The sequence below is a fragment of the Arthrobacter oryzae genome, from assembly GCF_003634095.1.
Lineage (GTDB): Bacteria > Actinomycetota > Actinomycetes > Actinomycetales > Micrococcaceae > Arthrobacter > Arthrobacter oryzae.
This window is the reverse complement of the sequence record NZ_RBIR01000001.1, coordinates 695788-714374: the sequence shown is the minus strand read 5'-3', so window position 1 is coordinate 714374 and position 18587 is coordinate 695788. Positions and strand designations below refer to the sequence as shown.

Sequence of the window (18587 nt, the reverse complement as noted above, 5' to 3'; positions counted from 1 at the left end):
TCCAGGAACGCTCCCTCACCCGTGGTGAGGGAGCGTTCGGAGTTTGAGCGCAGTATCGTTACGGACTGAGCCATGACCAACGTCCGAACTGGGACCACGAACGAACTGTGACCACGAACTGAACTGTGACCACGACCGAGCTGGGACCGCGGCGGAATAACGATCGCAATCCAAGGGAGAGCCAATGATCAACCGCAGCGACGTGCTCGGCGCGGAAAGACGGATAGAGGGTTATGTCCGGCACACTCCCTTGCTCCGCGGGGGCACGGCGGCGGCCCCCGTGTGGTTCAAATGCGAGTTCATGCAGCACACCGGCGTCTTCAAGGCCAGGGGCGCCTTCAACCGGCTTCTCGCCGCCCGGGAGCGCGGGGAACTGGACCCGGTGGTTGGCGTAGTGGCGGCGTCCGGCGGGAACGCGGGCCTGGCGAATGCCCATGCCGCGGCGGTGCTCGGAGTTCCGGCGACCGTGTTCGTGCCGGAAAACGCCCCGAAGGTGAAGGTTGCCCGCCTCCTGGCGTACGGGGCGACTGTCCGTCAGGTCGGCTCAGAGTACGCCGAGGCGTTCGCAGCCGCCATGGAGCATGTGGAAACCAGCGGTGCCCTGTTCTGCCATGCTTACGATCAGCTGGAAATCGCGGCCGGTGCAGGCACTGTCGCCGAGGAGATTCTTCGGGATGAGCCCGCCATCGACACGGTCATCGTCGCGGTTGGCGGCGGCGGACTGTATGCGGGAGTTGCCGCGGCGGCGGAGGGCCGTGCCCGGGTCGTCGCGGTTGAACCCTTCAGCATCCCTACCCTGCACGCGGCCCTGGAGGCGGGGCACCCCGTGGACGTGGCCGTTTCCGGGATTGCCGCGGATTCCCTGGGTGCCCGGCGGCTGGGCGAGATTGCATTCGGCATGGCCTCACGTGTCCCGCCGGCCTTGGCCCTGGTGGACGATGCAGCGATTTCCGCGGCGCGGTCACAGTTGTGGAGCGAGTACCGTATCCCCGCCGAATACGGCGCCGCGGCCGCATTCGCCGCGCTTGCCTCCGGGGCCTACGTGCCCGGCGATGGCGAACGCGTGGCGGTCATCGTCTGTGGAGCCAACACCGATCCGTGCACGCTGGAGATCCAGCCCGACGTCGGCGGCGACGCCCGCGGAGGTGCCTAGCCCGCGGCTATTTCCGCGGAGGCCGGCTCGGGCCCGGTACCGGCCTTGCCGGCAGGCGGGCGGACGTCCGGGTAGCGCTTGTCGAAGCGGGCGCGCGCGATGCGACCCAGCCTTTCGACCGTGTGCCAGCTGATGACCGCGATCAGCAGGGTCAACAGGATGGCCGAGACCGCCACGAGCGGCGGAAGGTCTGCCGTCGAACCTCCGTTGAGCCAGAGGATGACGACGTAGTTCCAGAGGTAAGCGGCGTAGGACACGGTTCCCAGCAGCTGGAGGGGCCGGGTCCATCGCGGCATCACGGCGGTCCGGGAGGCGGCCAGTGCTACCAGGGCCGCTGACGCAAACATGGCCAGCGGGCCCCCGATAAAGAAGAAGGCCGGCGTCTCGTTGGCTTTGGGGAAGTAGGCCAGCGCGGCCAGGACAGCCACCGAGCCGAGCAGCGCCGCCCACCTGAACTGGGGGTCGGAGAACCAGCCGAAAACCCGCACCCTGTAGAGGCGCAGGGCGGAACCGATGATCAGTCCCAGCCCCCATGTGGTCGGCAGCGCGTAGACCAGGGCGTGAAGCTGCGGGGCCAGGATTAGCATCGCCAGCACGCTCGCGCTCATGAGGGACACGGCGACGGCGGCGGACCAGCCAATCAGCCGCCCCTGGCGGTTGCGGCGCAGGGCGAGCTCCAGCAGCGTGGGCCAGATCAGATAGAACTGTTCTTCCACTGCCAGGGTCCAGAGCGGTCCGATGGCCATGCTGACGTCAAAGGGCAGCGGCAGGTCCTTGAGGTAGCCGAGACCGGCGAGGACGGTGTAGCCGACGATTCCCTTGGATCGGTCGCCGAGGACGTCCGTGGCAAGTTCCACGACGGCGTAGACCCCCAGGAGCGAGATCAGTGCCGGCACCAGCCGGAAGGCCCGGTGCGCGTAGAAACGGCCGTACCGCAGTTGCCGGTGCCGTTCGATGTCCCGGAGCAGCACGTTGGTGATCAGGTAACCGCTCAACACGAAGAACACAATCACGCCGATGATGCCTGCGCCCTGGAATATGCCCGGCCACGAATGTCCCAGCAGGACGGCGCCGACGGCAGCACCGCGGAGAACGTCCAAGCCATCCAGCCGCGGCCGCGCTTTCGTTTGCTGCGCTTTCGTTTGCTGCGCCGCAGTCTCGTGGGCTGTCGTGTTTGGTGCTGCTGTTGTGGTGCTTTCACCAACTAGTAACGCCATGTGGCCTCCGCTACCTCTGTCAGGCCGGCCGACGATTCCTGCTGAATCGGGGCACGGCGAGCCGTTCCTCTTCTCTTGGATCTGCAAGTGGATCTGAATGAACGCGAATGCGGCGCCAGTCCTGCGCCATGACCAAGTATTCCAGACGCGGCTGAGCGAAACCTGACTCCGGCCCTCCGGGCGGACCTTCCCGCCCGTGCAGGCGGGGTCGCCGGGCCGTGCTCAAAGGTTGTGGGCCAGCAGTTCCAGCCCGATCACCAGGAGGCTCAACACGACCTCCGCGAACATGATGGCGGCTTTGTGATGGAGCGGGATCTCCAGGCGCCGGATCGCGAGGAACCCCACGATGGCGAGCGAGGCCACGAGCACCACGATCGCCCATGCGAGGGCTGCAGCCGTCGACAACAGCCCCAAGCCGGCGGCCGCGAGGAGGAGCAAGGGGGTGACCAGGACGCCGAGGCCTTCGGCGCTGATCGCGATCATACGATGCAGTTCTTCGCCGGTGGGGAGTTTCGAATGAACCGTCAGGTGACTCAGGAGGTCGGCCACGAAGATCCCCAGCAAGGAGCCGATCACCACGATGCTGAGCGTTGCCGCGGCGGCCGCGGGCGACGTCTCGTCCGCATGGCTTCGAAGCGCCAACACCACGGCCAGGCTCGTAAAAATGATGTAGACGCGCTCTTTGAGACTCGCCGCGCGGTGGCGGGCAGAGGCCGCGGGAGGCGCGGCGGGTTCCATCGCATTCATGTGAAAAGGCCTTCCGGTAAGCATCGCAGGAGTGAACGCACTCAGGCTCACAACCGCGACGGTCCAAATCCATGCCATCTCATAGTGCTCCTGACAATCCCGCCGGAGCCATACCAAAACAACGCGGGGTCACTTACGGCCGGCCCGGAGGTGCCGGACGGGCCGTAAGTGACCCCGCGTTGCTTGATGGCGGAGAGCGGCGGTGGTTGCCTACTGCACCGGGCTGGAGCGGGCCAGGTCAGCGGCGTTGGTAGCCGCGCTCATCAGCAGTGCCGCCGCCAGCATGTGCGCGCCGACCAGCAGGGCCGGGATGCCGTTGTAATACTGCGTGAAACCGATGACGGCCTGCAGCACCGTGACGCCCAGCAGCATGAACACCGCGGAGCGGAACGGCCCCTGGATCCGGCCCCGGACCACGAGGAACACGCCGAACAGGGCGCCTGCGGTCACCAGATAGGCGGGCATGGCGTGGATGTGCGCGAACAGGTCCCAGTCGAGGTTGTTCCGCGGGGCGTTGGCGTCACCGGCGTGCGGGCCGGCCCCGGTCACCACCACGCCCAGGCAGACGGCCAGGGCGGCGAAGAATGCGACGGCGGTCATCACGGGCCGTGCGGCGCCCGGAAGGGCCGGAAGCTGCACGGTCCGGGCCTTGCCGGTGCGGCCGTAGGCGCGGTTCACCAGGAGGGTCGCGAGGACCACGAGGGCCATGGAGACGAGGAAGTGCAGGCCCACGACCCACGGGTTCAGCTGCGTCAGCACCGTGATGCCGCCGATCACGGCCTGGGCCGGGATGCTGGCGAGCAGGCCGAGAGCCAGCAGGAAGAGGTCGCGGCGTTCCTTGCGGAGGTTCCACAGGTAGACGAGCATCATCACGGCGACGGCGGCCAGGGCGAAGGTCAGGAGCCGGTTGCCGAATTCGATGATGCCGTGGAACCCCATTTCCGGTGTGGTCGCGAGGGACCCCTCCGTGCAGCGCGGCCAGGTCGGGCAGCCAAGGCCCGACGCGGTCAGCCGGACGGCGCCGCCGGTCACCACCAGGACAATCTGGCCGATGAGGGACAACACGGCCAGTCGCCTGATCCTGTTGTCGACCTCGACGGGCAGCCGGGAGGTGAAGCCGGAGATGATCCGGGGAGTGCGTGACGCCGTGCTCACAGTTTTCTCAATTCCACTTGAACCAACGGATTGCTGCGCCGCCGGCGATCGCCGTCCAGAGCAGCAGGACAAGGACGGCGCCAGCGTTGACGCTGCCGTACAGGAAAGCATCCCGCAGCGCCTGCCCCAGCGCGCCGGAGGGAAGGAAATGCACCACAGCCTGTGAGAGTGCAGGGAGCCGTTCGGCCGGGATGACAATCCCGCCCAGCGCGCCGAGCAGGATCCAGAGCAGGTTGGTGATGGCCAGCGTCGCTTCCGGCCGGACCGTTCCGGCGACCAACAGCCCCAGGGCAGTGAAGGACGCCGCGCCCAGGACCAGTATTGCCAGGCCGGGCAGCCAGCCTGCGGCGTTGGGTTGCCAGCCCAGCATCAGCGCCACGGCTGTCACGACCAGGACCTGCAGGAACAATACGGCCAGGACGGCCAGCACCTTTCCCGCGATGAGTCCGGTGCGGCCCAGGGGAGTGGTGGACAGGAAGCGCAGGACGCCGTACCGGCGGTCGAAGCCGGTGGCGATGCCCTGGCCGGTGAAGGCGGTGGACATGGCGCACAGGGCCAGGATGCCGGGAACGGCGACGTTGATGCGGCTTGGACCGAGTCCGTCCAGCAGCGGTGTCACGGTCAGGCCGACCATGGCCAGCAGCGGAAGCACGATCGCGAGGATCAGCTGCTCGCCGTTGCGGAGCATCGTGATGGTTTCGTACTGGCCCTGAAGCAGGATGCGGCGCAGCAACGGAGCGGGCGCGCGGCCGCCCGCGGTTCGCGCCGGGCTCCCCAGAGGTGCGCTCCCCAGGGGTGCGCTGCCGGAAACGCGGGTCATCGGATCTCCCTTCCGGAGATGTCCAGGAAGACGTCCTCGAGGCTGCGTGCCTCCAGGCTCAGCGAGCTGGGCATGATTCCCCGAGCAGCCCACCACGCGGTGATCGCGGCGAGGTCGGCGGGGGTGAGGGCGCCGGTGGCGGCGTAGCTGCCGGCCCGCGCCTCGGTGATGTCGACGCCGTCGGGAAGCACTCCGGTGAAGTCCAGTCCGGGTTCGGTCTCGAAGAGCAGGGTGCGGATGTGCTGCCCGTCGTCACCGGCGGGAAGCTCGTGGCGCAGGAGCTGCGCGACGGTGCCCTCGGCCACGTTGCGGCCGGCGTCGATGATGTACACGTAGTCCGCCAGGCGCTGGGCGTCGTCCATGAGGTGGGTGGTCAGGATGATTCCCATCCCGCTGTTGCGCAGCTCGGCAATGAGGTCGAAGACCATCTGGCGGGACTGCGGGTCCAGTCCGGCGCTCGGCTCGTCGAGGAAAAGTACCTCCGGGTTGCCCACCAGTGCGGCGGCCAGGGCCAGGCGCTGCTTTTGGCCGCCCGACAGGCGCCGTACGGACGTCCGGCTGAAGGAGTCGATGCCCAGGCGAGCAATGAGCTCATCCACCGGCCACGGGTCCTGGTACATGCCGGCGATGTGCCGCAGCAGCGGAATGGGGCGGGCCGACGGCGGCAGGCCGCCGTCCTGCAGCATGACCCCGACGCGCGCCCGGAGCCCGGCTCCGGCGGTGTCCGGATCCTGGCCCAACAGGCTAATGCTGCCGGCGGTCCGCCTCTGCAGGCCCTGGGCGCATTCGATGGTGGTGGTCTTGCCGGCACCATTGGCGCCCAGCAGCGCGGTGACCTGGCCGCGTTCGGCAATGAGGGACAGTCCGCTGACCACACGCAGCATCTTGCCGTCGAGGGTGGGCAGTGGACCAACATCCTTGACGAGCCCGTTGATGGTCAGAACGGGGGATTCGGGAGATCGCACCACAGCATTCTACGTGATGTAGTACGGGGTTCCCTCGGGATGGCCCGTGCCGGGAGGCAAGTCATGCCTTACTGGATCGGTGGAGTAAATTACGACATGATTGTGTTGTGTATTCCATGAGCCCCCTTGCTTCTGGAACAGCTGCGTCTGGAGCAGCCGTGTCTGGAGCCGCCGCGCCCGCTGCCGTACCGGGCCGCAACCCTGGCCGCGGTCCCGCGCGCGTTGGGTCGGCCCGGGCGCACGTGACCGTCGTGCCGGACGCAGGTCCCGCGGCCGGCGCCAGCCACCCCCACGACGCCGAGGAACGAACGCGCGACCGCGTCCTCAACGCCGTTCTGGAGCACGGACCCATCAGCGCCGCCGAACTCGGCGACCTCCTGGGCTTCACCCCGGCTGCCGTGCGCCGCCACCTCGACCACCTCTCGCGCACCGGAGTGATTGAGGTCAAGCGGGCTGCCCGGGCCGGTGCCGGCGCGGGACGCCCCGCCCGCCGCTACGTCCTCAGCTCCCAGGGACAGTCGAGCCTGGGCAACGACTACCTCGATATCGCCACTGTAGCCTTGCGCCGCCTGGGCGAGGCAGCCGGCCCCGAGGCGGTCCGGCAGTTCGCCGTCGAGCGGTTCGCCGACATGGAACGCCGCTACGCACCCGAGATCGAGCAGGCCGGACCGGACATCGCGGCCCGGGCGCAGATCCTGTCCGAGGCCCTGAGTCGCGACGGTTTCGTCGCCTCGGCCCAGTCGATCGAAGCCAAGGCGCCGCTTCCGGCCGCCCTGTCCAGCGTCCAGCTCTGCCAGGGGCACTGCCCCATCCAGCACCTGGCCGCCCAGTTCCCCGTGTTCTGCGATGTGGAGACGGAAGTCTTCTCCCGGCTGGTGGGCGTCGACGTGCGCCGGCTGTCCACCCTCGCGCGCGGCGGGCACGTCTGCACCACCCACATACCTACGGGCCGTCCGGCCGCCGTCGGGACTTCCCGTCCCGCAGCCCCGGGCAACCCGGACGAAGTATCCAACCATCTGCAAGAAAGGCCGTGATGACGGACCAACTATCAGAGAAGAAGGTTGCTGACTCTACTGTGATTTCGGAGATTCTCGAGAAGAATCCCGAGCTCCACGGAATCGGCACCTACGAGTACGGCTGGGCCGACAAGAACGACGTCGGGGCCAACGCCCGCCGCGGCATCGACGAGGACGTTGTCCGCGACATTTCGGCCAAGAAGAGCGAGCCGGAATGGATGCTGGACCTCCGCCTCAAGGGGCTGAAGTACTTCGACCGCAAGCCCATGCCCACCTGGGGTGCGGACCTCTCCGGCATTGACTTCGACAACATCAAGTACTTTGTGCGCTCCACCGAGAAGCAGGCCGCCACGTGGGAAGACCTTCCCGAGGACATCCGTAACACGTACGAGAAGCTGGGTATCCCGGAAGCCGAGCGCAGTCGCCTGGTCTCCGGCGTCGCGGCCCAGTATGAGTCCGAGGTGGTCTACCACCAGATCCGCGAGGACCTGGAACAGCAGGGTGTCATCTTCCTGGACACGGACACGGCGCTGCGCGAGCACCCGGAGATCTTCCAGGAGTACTTCGGCACCATCATCCCGGTGGGCGACAACAAGTTCGCTTCGCTGAACACGGCCGTCTGGTCCGGCGGGTCCTTCGTGTACGTGCCCAAGGGCGTCCACGTGGACATCCCGCTGCAGGCCTACTTCCGCATCAACACGGAAAACATGGGCCAGTTCGAGCGCACGCTGATCATCGCCGACGAGGACTCCTACGTCCACTACATCGAAGGCTGCACGGCGCCGATCTACACCTCGGATTCGCTGCACTCCGCCGTCGTGGAAATTATCGTGAAGAAGGGCGCCCGCGTTCGCTACACGACCATCCAGAACTGGTCCACGAACGTGTACAACCTGGTCACCAAGCGCGCCATCTGCGAAGAAGGCGCCACCATGGAGTGGATCGACGGCAACATCGGTTCCAAGGTCACCATGAAGTACCCGGCCGTCTACCTCGTCGGTGAAGGCGCCAAGGGCGAGACCCTGTCCATCGCGTTCGCTGGCGAAGGCCAGCACCAGGACACGGGCTCCAAGATGGTCCACATCGCGCCCAACACCAAGAGCTCGATCGTCTCCAAGTCCGTGGCACGCGGCGGCGGCCGCGCGGCCTACCGCGGCCTGGTCCAGGTCCGCGAAGGCGCCAAGCACTCGGCCAACACGGTCCGCTGTGACGCCCTCCTGGTGGACACCATCAGCCGCTCGGACACCTACCCGTACATCGACATCCGCGAGGACGACGTCACCATGGGCCACGAGGCCACGGTCTCGCGCGTCAGCGAAGAACAGCTGTTCTACCTGATGTCCCGCGGCATGCGCGAAGACGAGGCCATGGCGATGATCGTCCGCGGCTTCATCGAGCCCATTGCCCGCGAACTGCCGATGGAATACGCCCTCGAGCTGAACCGCCTGATTGAACTGCAGATGGAAGGATCGGTCGGTTAATGACTGACATCACTACTGAAAAGGCCCGCATCGGCGCGCCGTCAGCCCAGCCGTTCATCAACGGTTTCACCGAGGAAGGCGAAAGCCTGTCACCGCTGAACGCCGCGGCGTCCAAGTCGCCGCTGGCCGGCGAGGCCGTCAAGCGCCACTCGCACGGCGGCGGCGTCGGCATTCCGGACAGCTCCCGCGCCGGCCGCCTCACCTCCTACAAGCTGGCGGACTTCAAGCCGCTGACCGGCATGGAAGAGGACTGGCGATTCACCCCGCTCAAGCGCCTCCGCGGCCTGCACACCGAGGTCCTCAACGGTGCCGCACCGACCGTGAGCGTCACCGCTCCGGACAGCGTCACTGTCGAGACCGTCGGCCGTGACGACCGCCGGATCGGCTCCGCCGCCATCCCCGAGGACCGCGTGTCCGCCAACGCCTGGGAGAACTTCACCGAGGCCACCGTGATCACGGTTCCCGCCGAGGTCCAGGCCGACGGCGAGGTCAGCGTCCTGCTGACCGGCCAGGGCACCGAGGCCTCCGCGCAGCACGTCGTGATCATCGCGGAGAAGTTCTCCAAGTCCGTCGTCGTCCTGGACCACCAGGGCACCGCCGTCGTCTCGGAAAACATCGAGATCCTCGTGGAGGACGGCGCCCAGCTCACCGTCATCTCGCTCCAGGAATGGAACGATGACGCCGTGCACGCGTCCTCCCAGCAGGCCAAGCTCGGCCGCGACGCCAAGTTCAAGCACATCGTCGTCAGCCTCGGCGGCGACCTTGTCCGCGTCACGCCGTCGGCACGCTTCACCGCCCCCGGCGCTGAAGTGGAACTGTTCGGCCTGTACTTCGCCGACGCCGGCCAGCACCTCGAGCAGCGCCTGTTCGTGGACCACGCCGTCGCCAACTGCAAGTCCAACGTGCTGTACAAGGGTGCCCTCCAGGGCCGCAACGCGCACACCGTGTGGGTAGGTGACGTCCTGATCCGCAAGGAGGCCGAAGGCACCGACACGTACGAGGCCAACCGCAACCTGGTCCTGACCGACGGCGCGCGCGCTGATTCCGTGCCGAACCTGGAGATCGAGACCGGCCTGATCGCCGGCGCCGGCCACGCCAGCGCCACCGGACGGTTTGACGACCAGCACCTGTTCTACCTGATGGCCCGCGGCATCCCGGAAGAGGTGGCCCGCCGCCTGGTGGTCCGTGGCTTCCTGAACGAGATCATCCAGCAGATCAAGGTTCCGGCCATCGAAGAGCGCCTCACGGACGCTGTCGAGCGCGAACTCGCGGCAACGAACCACTAGACAGCACGGCATCAGAGGACACAGGGAACACATCAATGACTGAACAGCCAAAGGGCGAGCTGGTCTGCAACGCCAGTGAGATCCAACTCAAGCAGGCGCTGCGGATCCTGATCGATGACTATCCCGTCGCGATCGTGAAGGACTCGATGGGGGAGATCCATGCCATCGGAGACACGTGCTCGCACGCGGACATCTCGCTGTCCGAGGGAGAGGTCGAAGGCTGCAAGATCGAGTGCTGGGGCCATGGTTCCCAGTTCGACCTCCGCAGCGGCGAGCCGCTTCAGCTGCCGGCCTATGATCCTGTTCCCGTCTTTGCCGTGACCGTCGTGGATGACGAGGTCTATGTGGACTTCACCAATGTCCTCAACGGCGCCGAGGCCCCGAACTTCAGCTAGCTGCCGCCGCCGGCAGCCCGCACACTAAAACTTATCGACAAGAAACCGCACGGTGCCGGAGGGCACGGTGCAGAGGAGAACAAGGCACATGTCTACTCTTGAGATCAAGGACCTGCACGTCAGCATTGACACCGAGCAGGGCACCAAGGAAATCCTGAAGGGCGTCAGCCTGACCATCAGGACCGGCGAGACGCACGCCATCATGGGCCCGAACGGCTCCGGCAAGTCCACGCTCGCGTCCACCATCGCCGGACACCCGCGCTACAACGTCACCTCGGGCTCGATTACGCTCGACGGCGAAGACGTCCTCGCGATGAGCGTCGACGAGCGGGCCCGCGCCGGGCTGTTCCTGGCCATGCAGTACCCCGTCGAGGTTCCCGGCGTGAGCATGACGAACTTCCTGCGCACCGCCAAGACGGCCATCGACGGCGAAGCGCCCAAGTTGCGCACGTGGACGAAGGACGTCAAGGCCGCCATGGCGCAGCTGCGCATCGACGCTGACTTCACCCAGCGCAACGTCAACGAAGGCTTCTCCGGCGGCGAGAAGAAGCGCGTGGAGATCCTCCAGCTGGAGCTCTTCAAGCCGAAGTTCGCCATCCTCGACGAGACGGACTCGGGCCTCGACGTCGATGCACTGAAGGTTGTCTCCGAGGGTGTTAACCGCGCCCACGCCGAGGGCAACATGGGCACCCTGCTCATCACGCACTACACCCGGATCCTGCGCTACATCAAGCCGGAATTCGTGCACGTGTTCGTTGATGGCCAGGTTGTGGAAGAGGGCGGCCCGGAGCTCGCGGACCGCCTCGAAGAAGAAGGCTACGACCGCTACGCCACCGGCGCAGGGGCGGCCACCATCGCTGCCGCAGACGCGGCAGCCCAGGCCTAGTTAGGACTTCACGATGACCGAACTCAATGTGGCCCGCACGGGCCTCGAGGATGTCGAAGAGGCACTCAAGGATGTGATCGACCCGGAACTCGGGGTCAACATCGTTGATCTTGGCCTGCTCTACGGTCTGAAGTACTCAGACGACGACGGCGCCCTGCTGATCGACATGACACTCACCACAGCCGCCTGCCCGCTCACCGATGTCATCGAGGAGCAGGTCGGCAAGGCGCTGGACGGGATTGTGGACGACTGGCGGCTCAACTGGGTATGGATGCCGCCATGGGGTCCGGAACGGATCACCGAAGACGGCCGCGATCAGATGCGCGCCCTGGGCTTCAACATCTAGGTCCCACGCACCAACGGGCACAGCCCGGGCAGTGAACGACGCCGGACCACCGCACCGCGGTGGGCCGGCGTCGTTGTTGTGTTCCCATATTGCCGTCGCGGTGGTCTGATAAAGACATCGAGTCCGCCGCGGCACCGGCGGCGGACCGGATCCCTGCGACAGGAGACCCTTGGGAATGGACGTCACCCCACCACGGCCGGATGCCGGCGGCCCCGGCCCGACACCCCCGTCGGGCGGTACCGGCGCGGACTTCGTCGTGGTCGAGGACAGTGGCGAGTTCTCCTACTACCGGTCCCGGGAAGAACTCCTGGCCGACCTTGAATACGTCGGCGAGGCCCCCTGCATCATTGACCGCAACGCCCGCACCTACCGGCTCGAGCTGGACGAGAACCGGCACCTGCGGATCGGACCGCCGCTGGGGCGCGTGGAGTTCCACTGGCTGCGCCAGGCCCTGGCCGATGCCCGTGAGGTGCACCCCGACCGGCACCGGCTGCAGCGCGCCGACGCGCCCGGGCTCGCCGACCTCGTGGCGGGACTGTTCGAGACGCTGCAGCTCGAACGCCGGACCGACGCCGACCTCGGGCTGTGGGGCCTGGACATCGACGGGCTTTCGACGCGGCGCAGCGCACTGGCCGACGTCGACCGCCTCCTGGCCGGGAACGAGCGGCTGGACACCGTCCGGGTGATGGACCCGTTCGGGCACCTGTACCGGCCGGTATGGCACCCGAAACACCGGCATCTGGGCCACGCCGGATTCCTGACCTACGTGGAAGTTCCGGCGCGGCGCGGCGCGGCGCGGGGCGGCGCACGCCTGAAGCCTTAGGGGTGCCTCAGGGCGTTGACACGGCAAAGGCGTCGCACTTGTTTAGGTCCCCGGTGGTGTAACCCTGGTAGAACCATTTCTGGCGCTGCGCACTGGACCCGTGGGTCCAGGACTCAGGCGAGACGCGGCCCGTGGCGGCCTTCTGAATACGGTCATCGCCCACCGCCGAGGCGGCCGAGAGCGCATCCTGCACGTCCTTGCCGGTGAAAGGCTCCAGGTAGGGCTGGCCGGTCTTGGGATCCGGCTGCGTCGATGCGTAGTGCGCCCACAGCCCCGCATAGCAGTCGGCCTGGAGTTCGACCCGGACGCCTCCTGACCGCGGGCCCTGGGGGTCCTGCTGTGCCCGGTCGAGGGTGCCGCGCAGGTTCTGGATGTGATGGCCGAATTCGTGGGCCACCACGTATTCCTGTGCCAGCGGTCCGCCGGACGAGCCGAACCGGTCCACGAGTTCCTGGAAAAAGCCCGGATCGAAGTACGCGGTGGTGTCGACGGGGCAGTAGAACGGTCCCACCTCGGAGGTCGCGGCGCCGCAGCCGGTACTGGTTCCCCCGCTGAAGATCACGGCCTTAGGCCGCGGGTATTTCGTGTCATACCGGACCAGGTACGCGGGCCAGAAGGCGTTCAGGCTGTTGACTGTGCCGGTGATCCTGCAGTCGAGGCGCGCATCGGCGTCGGCACCGGTCTTGCACGCGGGGGCGGAGCCCTGGCTCTGCGACTGGGGGTCCTGGGTGGCGCCGGCGAGGCCTTCGAGGAGGCTGGGGTTGATTCCGAACAGGGCGGCGAGCAGCAGGATGATGCCGCCGCCGATCCCGCCGCCGATCATCGGGCCGCGGCCCATGCCCCGGCGGTCCTGGACCTGGGACGAATCCAGCGGGGCATTGTCATTGAAGCTCATGCAGTCACAATATCGCGCACAGGCGGCCGGCATTGCTGGCAACGGTAAAGTTGGGGCGATGCCTTTTCTCGACAGACTCCAGCGCTGGGCCGACGACCGCCCCGACGAAACTGCCGTCGTCGTGGCCGGAACGCGCCTCACCTGGGGCCGCCTCCGCGACCAGGCTGCGGCACTGGTGCCGGCGGCGCCCGCCGTCACCGTCTTGTCCGAACACAACTCAATCCGCTTCGCCGTGGAGTTCGCGGCCGCCGTCGCGGGCGGGCGCCAGTGCGCCGTGCTGGACCCCGCGTGGCCAGTCCAGCTGCAGGATGCGCTCACCGCCCGGATCGCCGGCGTCGGCCACGCCGGGCCGGACCCGGCGCGGACACCGGTGCTGACACGGGGGACGGATCTTGTTGACGGTCCGCCCGAGGCCTCGTTCCTGATCGGCCTGACCTCGGGCACCACCTCGGTGCCCAAGGCGTTCACCCGCTCGCGGCGGTCGTGGCAGGAATCGTTCGACGCCTCGATCGAATTCTTCGGTCTGACCCAGGCCGACAAGACCCTGGCTCCCGGGCCGCTCGCGGCCAGCCTGAACCTCTATGCCCTCGCCGAATGCCTGTACGCCGGCGCGGAATTCCACACCCTGGACCACTTCGACGTCGGCGCCGCCCACGCGGCAGTCAGCCACGACGGCATCACCCGGCTGGTCCTGGTCCCCACCACGCTCCGGCTGCTCAGCGAGCGGGGGCTGGCCGGCGGGGTCGATGCCTCCGGCATCAGCAGCATCATCTGCGCCGGGTCCAAGCTGGATGCCCGCACACTGGAGGCGGCCCGGCGGTGGGCCCCCAACGCCACCATTTTCGAGTACTACGGCGCCTCAGAACTCAGCTTCGTCTCGGGCGCCGGATTGCGGCCGGGCGAGGCCGCCGAGCCGGGCGGGACAGGCATCGGGAAGCCGTTCCCCGGCGTCGACATCCGCATTCTGGACGATCGCGGCGCCGAGCTCCCGGACGGCGGGGACGGCAACATCTGTGTCCGCAGCGGCATGGTCAGCAATGGCTATCTCTGGGGTGACGACGGCGAGGCCCTGCGGTGCTTCGACGGCTGGTACACGGTCGGAGACCAGGGGTACCTTTCGGACGGGACCCTGCACATGCTGGGCCGCCGCTCCGACATGATCATCACCGCCGGCACCAACGTTTACCCGCACGAAGTCGAAATGGCGCTGGCCTCCGTCCCGGGCGTCGCGGCCGCCGTGGCTGCCGGCATGGCCGATGACCTCCGCGGCCAGCGCGTGGTGGCGGCCGTGGTTCCCTCCCATGGGGCGGTCACCGCCACCCAGCTGAAGTCCGGCATCGAGGATGTTCTGGCCCGCAACAAACGCCCCCTGGAGTACTTTGCCCTGGCGGAACTGCCCCTCACGGACCGGGGCAAGATCAGCCGGCAGCTTCTGCTCGACTGGGTGAATGGGAACGATTCCCGGATCCGGCGCCTTGGCTGAGCAGCGCGCGGACCCCGCGCCCGCGTCGGCAGTGCCTCCTGCGCCGCTTGTCTCATGGCCGGAGGCGTCCTGGCACCCGCCTTCTCCCCGGGGGCCGTTCCCCGGACTGCTGCCGGAGGACAGGCAGCCCGTCATCATTGCCGCCCGCCGGACGCCGCTCTGCCGCGCCGGCGGCGCCCTCAAGGGACTGCGGGCCCACGAACTCCTCGCTCCGGTGCTCCGCAGCCTGCTCGCCGACGCGGGTGCGGGACTTGGCCCGGAGTCCGTGGCCGACGTCGTGATCGGCAACGCCGTGGGCGGCGGCGGGAACGTGGCACGGCTCGCCGCACTGGAGGCAGGCCTGCCCGTCACGGTGCCGGGCATCACGGTGGACCGGCAGTGCGGATCGGGGCTGGACGCTATCGTCCTGGCCTCGCGGCTGGTCGCGGCGGGTGGCAACCCTCTTTACCTGGCCGGCGGCGTGGAGAGCATCAGCACCGCCCCGCTCCGGGCGCACCGCAACGCTGACGGCACCCCGGACTACTACAGCCGGGCCCAGTTCGCCCCGCTCAGCCTCGGCGATCCGGACATGGGAGTGGCTGCCGAGAATGTCGCCGCGCACTACGGCGTCAGCCGGGAACAACAGGACACATTCGCGCTCCGCAGCCACCGCCGGGCCCTGGCCGCCGCGGCTGCCGGAAGGTTCGACGCCGAGCTCGTCCCGCTCGCCGCAGGGCCCGGAGCATCCGTCGGCGCCGACGACGGCCCCAGGTCCAGCCTTGGACCGGCCCTGATGGCCCGGTTCCCGCCGGTATTCGCCCGCGGCGGCACCGTTACGGCCGGAAACTCATGCTCCGACGCGGACGGCGCGGCCGCCGTCGTCATCACGTCCGTGCAGCGGGCGCGGCATCTGGGCGCCGCGGACGGGCTGCTGGTCTTGGGAACCGACACGGCCGGGGTGTCGCCGCAGCTCCTGGGCATCGGCGCGGCCGCGTCGGCCCAACGGCTCCTGGCCGCGCACGGCTTGACGGCGGCGGACGTGGGCCTGGTGGAATTCAATGAGGCCTTCGCGTCGCAGACACTCGCCTGTTTCGACCAGCTGGGGATCGATCCGGAACGTGCCAACCTCGACGGCGGGGCCCTAGCGCTCGGGCACGCCTACGGGGCCTCGGGCGCGGTCCTGGTGACCCGTCTGCTGGCCCAGGCGCGCAGCTCCCGGGAGCAGGGCCAGCTTGCCCTGGCGATGATCAGCATCGCAGGCGGCATGGGCACGGCGGCGCTATTCGGGTACCGCGGCCTCGCCTAGCAGACCACCCAGCCCGCCTCCCCCAGGGGACATGCCCATTTTTCGCGGCGGCCGGTGGACATAGTGGGCATATGTCCTACGGATGCCTGCACTAAAGGGCATGCCCCTTGGCCGGCACGGGACATGCGCTGCCCCGCACCCCCGCCACCGGACATGTCCAGTGCTGGGCTCGGGCACGGGACATTGCGGCAATCTGTCCAGCCGCTGCGGCGAGGGGAGGGCATGTCCACTGGCCGGGCCCTCGTGCGGCGGCTTAGCGGGCCATCCGGAGGGGACATGTCCAGTGCTGGGCTCGGGCACGGGACATTGCGGCAATCTGTCCAGCTGATGCGGCCAGGGGAGGGCATGTCGCACGCTCGGGGAGCGCATTTCCTGCGCAGGGGGCATGTCCACTGGGCAGGCGGCCCTGCGGCACTCGGAGGACTGCACGAGTGGGCGTCAGGCGTGGATTAGTCGTCCGCGTCCCCGGGCTCACCCAGTCCGCGGGCTGCGAGGGCCTCGCCGGTCTGCCGGGCGAAGGCCACCGTGGTGATGATCACGGGCAGCACAAGGGCCCGCGGATTGCGTTCGAGCCCACGGGCGCGGGCGGAATCGCGCACATTTGAAAAGGCCTCCGCAACGAACGGGATGCTGCGGAGCATGATGGCAATGGTCAGTGCGAAGCGCTCCGGGTCCGCACCCAGACGCCGGAACGGCCGGGCCAGGGAGGCCACGCCGTCCAGCAGTTCCTGCACCGGGGTGGTGGCGGTCAGGATCGAGGCCGCCACAACGCAAATCAGCACGTTCAGCACGATCCGCGCGGCGGTGGGCGCCCCCAACTGCCACCACTGGAAGAGGCCGATCGCCAACAGGACCGGCAGGACCGGGCGCACCGCCCGGAACAGCCGGGCCGCCCCCGCTCCGCTGAGCAGAAATACCCCGCACAACACGGCCAGCGCGGCGGCCGCCACCGCCCAGTCGGCGATCAGAAACGAGGCCATTCCGCAGCCGACCACCAGCAGGAACTTCAGCCAAAGCGGCGACCGATGGATCAAGGAAGTGCCCGGCACATAGGCGGCCAGGAGGAAGCCGTGCCCGCTCACGGCTGCCCCGGGCGGGGCCGCCCTGGCGAGACACCGGCACCGTCGGCAACCACGGCACCCGCCGAGCCGGTACCCCCGGCTGGCAGGCCCTCAGCGCTCAAGGCACGGTAGTGCGCGACGGCGGCGGCCGGCCCTCCGTCGAACGCGATCCTCCCGGCGTCGACCACCAGGACGCGGTCCATGTCCTGGGCGAGTTCGAGGTCGTGGGTGGACAGGATGACCTGCTGGCGGAGCCCGGCGAGCGTGCGCCGAAGGAGTTCACGGTTGCGGAGGTCCAGGAGCGTGGACGGCTCGTCCAGGACCAGCACCTCCGGGTCCACGGCCAGGACTGCAGCCAGCGCCAGGAGCTGGCGTTCGCCGCCGGAGAGTTCGTAGATGCTCTGGTCCGCCAGGGGCAGCAGACCGAACCGTTCCAGGGCGGATTCGGCGAGGGCCCGGCGTTCCGCAGCGTTGCGGATGGAGCGCCGCAGGGACAGATCCACGTCCTCGCGTCCGGTGGGCATGACCAGCTGGGAGAGCGGGTCCGTGAAGACGAAGCCCACGCGGCGGCGGACTTCCCGGACTGCGCGGACGGTGTCGGCCCCGTCCACCCGGACCGTGCCCTCGCTCGGAGCCACGAGCCCGTTGAGGAGCCGCAGGAGGGTGGATTTGCCGGAGCCGTTGGCGCCGATGACCCCGATCCGCCGTTCCGTGAGGTCCAGCGAGAGCTGCTGGAGGAGCGTCTTGGGTGCGGGGCGGCCGTCGACCGAGACCCGTACCGTCACCCGGTCCAGAAGGATGCGGCTCACGGCCGGACATCAGCCTTCCGGACATCAGCCGATCGGTCGTCAGCCGATCGGACGCGGCGGAGCGGGAGATCCGGGAAGGCCTTGTGCAGGGCCAGGGCGAAGCTGACGGCCAGGACATTCTTGACGATGTCACCGGGGTAGAACGCGAGGTCGGCCAGGAAGGCCTTGGGGAAGTCCAGCTTGGCGTTGACCATCATGCCGAGGATGCCGAGGCCGTGGATGAAGATGATGCTGCTCACCATGGCGGCGGCGAACAGAAGGACAGCGCGCAGCCGGCCGGTGCGGTGGGCGGTGCGCTGAAGCACGACGGCGGCGAGCCCGCCCACCGCAGTGGCGGCCAACAGGAACCCGATGATGTAACCGGCGGAGGGCCCGGCGAGAACGCCCAGCCCGCTGCGTCCGCCGCTGAAGATGGGGAGGCCGGCGAGGCCCAGGAGCAGGTAAAGGCCGACCGCCGCAAAGGCCCGCCCCGGGCCCAGAGACAGCCCCGTGAGGATGACGGCGAGGGTCTGGAGCGTGATGGGAACGCCGAGACCGCCGACCGGAATGGCGGCAATCAGCGCGGAACCGGCCACCAGGGCGGCAAACACGGCGATCAGGCCAAGGTCGGTGGCATTCCAGCGGCTCCGGCGCGGGCTCAGGGCTGTAACGGTGGGGTCGGTCTGCGTCATGGTGTTCCTGTCGAGTGCTGCGTGGAAAGCGGTCTGGTGATTCCGACTGTACGGGCGGGGCGCACCGGGGTTTTTGTAGGTGCCCTACTAACC

Annotated in this window: 19 protein-coding genes; 10 read left to right on the top strand and 9 right to left on the bottom strand. The window is 68.3% G+C overall.

All coding sequences use genetic code 11. From position 1 onward, the window contains the following. Nucleotides 1-184 precede the first annotated feature (184 nt). Entirely contained in the window at nucleotides 185-1153 is a 969-nt protein-coding gene (locus C8D78_RS03385) for a threonine/serine dehydratase (protein WP_120950428.1), read from the top strand. On the opposite strand, the gene C8D78_RS03380 is transcribed toward C8D78_RS03385, so the two are convergent. The 5 genes from C8D78_RS03380 to C8D78_RS03360 form a co-directional block, all read right to left on the bottom strand. Then, entirely contained in the window at nucleotides 1150-2253 is a 1104-nt protein-coding gene (locus C8D78_RS03380) for an acyltransferase family protein (protein WP_120950427.1), read from the bottom strand. The genes C8D78_RS03385 and C8D78_RS03380 overlap by 4 nt on opposite strands. A gap of 339 nt (nucleotides 2254-2592) precedes the next feature. Then, complete coding sequence (locus C8D78_RS03375; RefSeq protein ID WP_244208220.1) at nucleotides 2593-3117, bottom strand: hypothetical protein; 525 nt, start codon at nucleotides 3115-3117, stop codon at nucleotides 2593-2595. A 210-nt stretch (nucleotides 3118-3327) separates the two neighbouring features. Further along, entirely contained in the window at nucleotides 3328-4272 is a 945-nt protein-coding gene (locus C8D78_RS03370; RefSeq protein ID WP_120950426.1) for a COX15/CtaA family protein, read from the bottom strand. Nucleotides 4273-4279: 7 nt separating this feature from the next. Further along, nucleotides 4280-5092: an ABC transporter permease gene (locus C8D78_RS03365; RefSeq protein ID WP_244208219.1), complete on the bottom strand. Its 813-nt coding sequence runs from the start codon at nucleotides 5090-5092 to the stop codon at nucleotides 4280-4282. Continuing rightward, entirely contained in the window at nucleotides 5089-6057 is a 969-nt protein-coding gene (locus tag C8D78_RS03360; protein WP_120950685.1) for an ABC transporter ATP-binding protein, read from the bottom strand. The genes C8D78_RS03365 and C8D78_RS03360 overlap by 4 nt, the downstream gene beginning before the upstream one ends. A gap of 116 nt (nucleotides 6058-6173) precedes the next feature. On the opposite strand from C8D78_RS03360, the gene C8D78_RS03355 reads away from it, so the two are divergent. The 7 genes from C8D78_RS03355 to C8D78_RS03325 all read left to right on the top strand — a co-directional run bounded on the left by C8D78_RS03355 (nucleotide 6174) and on the right by C8D78_RS03325 (nucleotide 12290). Then, nucleotides 6174-7091: a helix-turn-helix transcriptional regulator gene (locus tag C8D78_RS03355; protein ID WP_425266669.1), complete on the top strand. Its 918-nt coding sequence runs from the start codon at nucleotides 6174-6176 to the stop codon at nucleotides 7089-7091. Continuing rightward, entirely contained in the window at nucleotides 7091-8554 is a 1464-nt protein-coding gene (gene sufB / locus C8D78_RS03350; protein WP_120950424.1) for a Fe-S cluster assembly protein SufB, read from the top strand. The genes C8D78_RS03355 and sufB overlap by 1 nt, the downstream gene beginning before the upstream one ends. Continuing rightward, complete coding sequence (gene sufD / locus C8D78_RS03345; RefSeq protein WP_120950423.1) at nucleotides 8554-9840, top strand: Fe-S cluster assembly protein SufD; 1287 nt, start codon at nucleotides 8554-8556, stop codon at nucleotides 9838-9840. Before sufB ends, sufD begins: the two co-directional genes overlap by 1 nt. A 35-nt stretch (nucleotides 9841-9875) precedes the next feature. After that, nucleotides 9876-10235 carry a non-heme iron oxygenase ferredoxin subunit gene (locus tag C8D78_RS03340; RefSeq protein ID WP_026537380.1) on the top strand — a complete coding sequence of 120 codons (360 nt, stop codon included), beginning with the start codon at nucleotides 9876-9878 and terminating at the stop codon, nucleotides 10233-10235. Between the two features lie 88 nt (nucleotides 10236-10323). Next, nucleotides 10324-11121: a Fe-S cluster assembly ATPase SufC gene (sufC, locus tag C8D78_RS03335; RefSeq protein WP_120950422.1), complete on the top strand. Its 798-nt coding sequence runs from the start codon at nucleotides 10324-10326 to the stop codon at nucleotides 11119-11121. Nucleotides 11122-11134: 13 nt separating this feature from the next. After that, a complete protein-coding gene (locus C8D78_RS03330; RefSeq protein WP_018772973.1) occupies nucleotides 11135-11467 on the top strand; it encodes a metal-sulfur cluster assembly factor in 333 nt (110 codons plus the stop codon). Between the two features lie 175 nt (nucleotides 11468-11642). Then, nucleotides 11643-12290 (top strand): hypothetical protein, encoded by a 648-nt coding sequence (locus tag C8D78_RS03325; RefSeq protein ID WP_120950421.1) that lies wholly within the window; start codon nucleotides 11643-11645, stop codon nucleotides 12288-12290. Between the two features lie 7 nt (nucleotides 12291-12297). Here the strand turns inward: C8D78_RS03325 and ypfJ are convergent, their stop codons facing one another. After that, nucleotides 12298-13185 (bottom strand): KPN_02809 family neutral zinc metallopeptidase, encoded by an 888-nt coding sequence (ypfJ, locus tag C8D78_RS03320; protein ID WP_120950420.1) that lies wholly within the window; start codon nucleotides 13183-13185, stop codon nucleotides 12298-12300. A gap of 58 nt (nucleotides 13186-13243) precedes the next feature. Between ypfJ and C8D78_RS03315 the strand changes: the two genes are divergently transcribed. Then, nucleotides 13244-14668 carry an AMP-binding protein gene (locus tag C8D78_RS03315; protein WP_120950684.1) on the top strand — a complete coding sequence of 475 codons (1425 nt, stop codon included), beginning with the start codon at nucleotides 13244-13246 and terminating at the stop codon, nucleotides 14666-14668. Further along, complete coding sequence (locus C8D78_RS03310) at nucleotides 14634-15953, top strand: thiolase family protein (protein WP_120950419.1); 1320 nt, start codon at nucleotides 14634-14636, stop codon at nucleotides 15951-15953. The genes C8D78_RS03315 and C8D78_RS03310 overlap by 35 nt, the downstream gene beginning before the upstream one ends. A 449-nt stretch (nucleotides 15954-16402) precedes the next feature. On the opposite strand, the gene C8D78_RS03305 is transcribed toward C8D78_RS03310, so the two are convergent. The 3 genes from C8D78_RS03305 to C8D78_RS03295 are packed head-to-tail and all read right to left on the bottom strand — an operon-like array spanning nucleotide 16403 to nucleotide 18494. Beyond that, a complete protein-coding gene (locus tag C8D78_RS03305) occupies nucleotides 16403-17035 on the bottom strand; it encodes an energy-coupling factor transporter transmembrane component T family protein (protein WP_120950418.1) in 633 nt (210 codons plus the stop codon). Continuing rightward, nucleotides 17032-17823 (bottom strand): energy-coupling factor ABC transporter ATP-binding protein, encoded by a 792-nt coding sequence (locus tag C8D78_RS03300; RefSeq protein WP_120950417.1) that lies wholly within the window; start codon nucleotides 17821-17823, stop codon nucleotides 17032-17034. Before C8D78_RS03300 ends, C8D78_RS03305 begins: the two co-directional genes overlap by 4 nt. Beyond that, nucleotides 17820-18494 (bottom strand): biotin transporter BioY, encoded by a 675-nt coding sequence (locus tag C8D78_RS03295; protein WP_120950416.1) that lies wholly within the window; start codon nucleotides 18492-18494, stop codon nucleotides 17820-17822. The genes C8D78_RS03300 and C8D78_RS03295 overlap by 4 nt, the downstream gene beginning before the upstream one ends. Nucleotides 18495-18587 lie beyond the last annotated feature (93 nt).

Bases quoted from the DNA above. Each gene is read 5' to 3' on its own strand.
- C8D78_RS03340 (WP_026537380.1), top strand. From the start codon at position 9,876: ATGACTGAACAGCCAAAGGGCGAGCTGGTCTGCAACGCCAGTGAGATC.
- C8D78_RS03310 (WP_120950419.1), top strand. From the start codon at position 14,634: ATGGGAACGATTCCCGGATCCGGCGCCTTGGCTGAGCAGCGCGCGGAC.
- sufD (WP_120950423.1), top strand. From the start codon at position 8,554: ATGACTGACATCACTACTGAAAAGGCCCGCATCGGCGCGCCGTCAGCC.
- sufC (WP_120950422.1), top strand. From the start codon at position 10,324: ATGTCTACTCTTGAGATCAAGGACCTGCACGTCAGCATTGACACCGAG.
- sufB (WP_120950424.1), top strand. From the start codon at position 7,091: ATGACGGACCAACTATCAGAGAAGAAGGTTGCTGACTCTACTGTGATT.
- C8D78_RS03330 (WP_018772973.1), top strand. From the start codon at position 11,135: ATGACCGAACTCAATGTGGCCCGCACGGGCCTCGAGGATGTCGAAGAG.
- C8D78_RS03295 (WP_120950416.1), bottom strand. From the start codon at position 18,494: ATGACGCAGACCGACCCCACCGTTACAGCCCTGAGCCCGCGCCGGAGC.
- C8D78_RS03365 (WP_244208219.1), bottom strand. From the start codon at position 5,092: ATGACCCGCGTTTCCGGCAGCGCACCCCTGGGGAGCGCACCTCTGGGG.
- C8D78_RS03355 (WP_425266669.1), top strand. From the start codon at position 6,174: ATGAGCCCCCTTGCTTCTGGAACAGCTGCGTCTGGAGCAGCCGTGTCT.
- C8D78_RS03385 (WP_120950428.1), top strand. From the start codon at position 185: ATGATCAACCGCAGCGACGTGCTCGGCGCGGAAAGACGGATAGAGGGT.
- C8D78_RS03325 (WP_120950421.1), top strand. From the start codon at position 11,643: ATGGACGTCACCCCACCACGGCCGGATGCCGGCGGCCCCGGCCCGACA.
- C8D78_RS03375 (WP_244208220.1), bottom strand. From the start codon at position 3,117: ATGAATGCGATGGAACCCGCCGCGCCTCCCGCGGCCTCTGCCCGCCAC.
- C8D78_RS03315 (WP_120950684.1), top strand. From the start codon at position 13,244: ATGCCTTTTCTCGACAGACTCCAGCGCTGGGCCGACGACCGCCCCGAC.
- ypfJ (WP_120950420.1), bottom strand. From the start codon at position 13,185: ATGAGCTTCAATGACAATGCCCCGCTGGATTCGTCCCAGGTCCAGGAC.